This window comes from Candidatus Hydrogenedentota bacterium, from assembly GCA_016791475.1.
Lineage (GTDB): Bacteria > Hydrogenedentota > Hydrogenedentia > Hydrogenedentales > JAEUWI01 > JAEUWI01.
Genome location: JAEUWI010000182.1, coordinates 1 through 529 on the forward strand (window position 1 = coordinate 1; position 529 = coordinate 529).

1 protein-coding gene is annotated in these 529 nt (G+C 61.4%); it reads left to right on the forward strand.

Annotated features, from left to right (window positions below):
- Positions 1-84: 84 nt before the first annotated feature.
- Entirely contained in the window at positions 85-360 is a 276-nt protein-coding gene (locus JNK74_28580; protein MBL7650144.1) for a hypothetical protein, read from the forward strand.
- Positions 361-529: the final 169 nt, after the last annotated feature.

The window sequence follows — 529 nt, forward strand, 5'->3', positions numbered from 1 at the left end:
GGACCGCACTACAGTATGCGGACGGGCCGGGAGTACATTGGCTACAGTCCGTCGAAGAAGAGCGTTTCCAGGGTCAAGGAGAACGTGGGAGACCTACTGGTGGCCGGCAACGTGGGACCGTGGACGGAGGTGTGTGCGCTGCTGAATCAGAAGTTGAAAGGCTGGCGCGGATACTTCGGTTGCGGGAGCACGGGACGAGCCTACCGGGCGGTTGACGAGTATGTCTATGAGGCAGTGCGGCACTTTCTGAGACGGCGTCACAAGGTGTCTACGCAAGGCATCCGCCAGTTCCCCGAGGAACGGGTGTTCGGCTCGCTCGGAGTCATCCGGCTCCAGGGGCCGATGAGCACGCGTTTGTGAGTCTACGATGAAGCTAGCCGGAAAGCCGGATGCGGGAAATCTGCATGTCCGGTTTGATGAGCGGGAATGGGAAACGGGACGGCCGTCATGGTCAGCACCCGCGCCCATTCTCGACTCTACCGAGGCGGCAGAGTGAAGTCTGCGTTACCGTAGCCGGGTCCCGACTCCT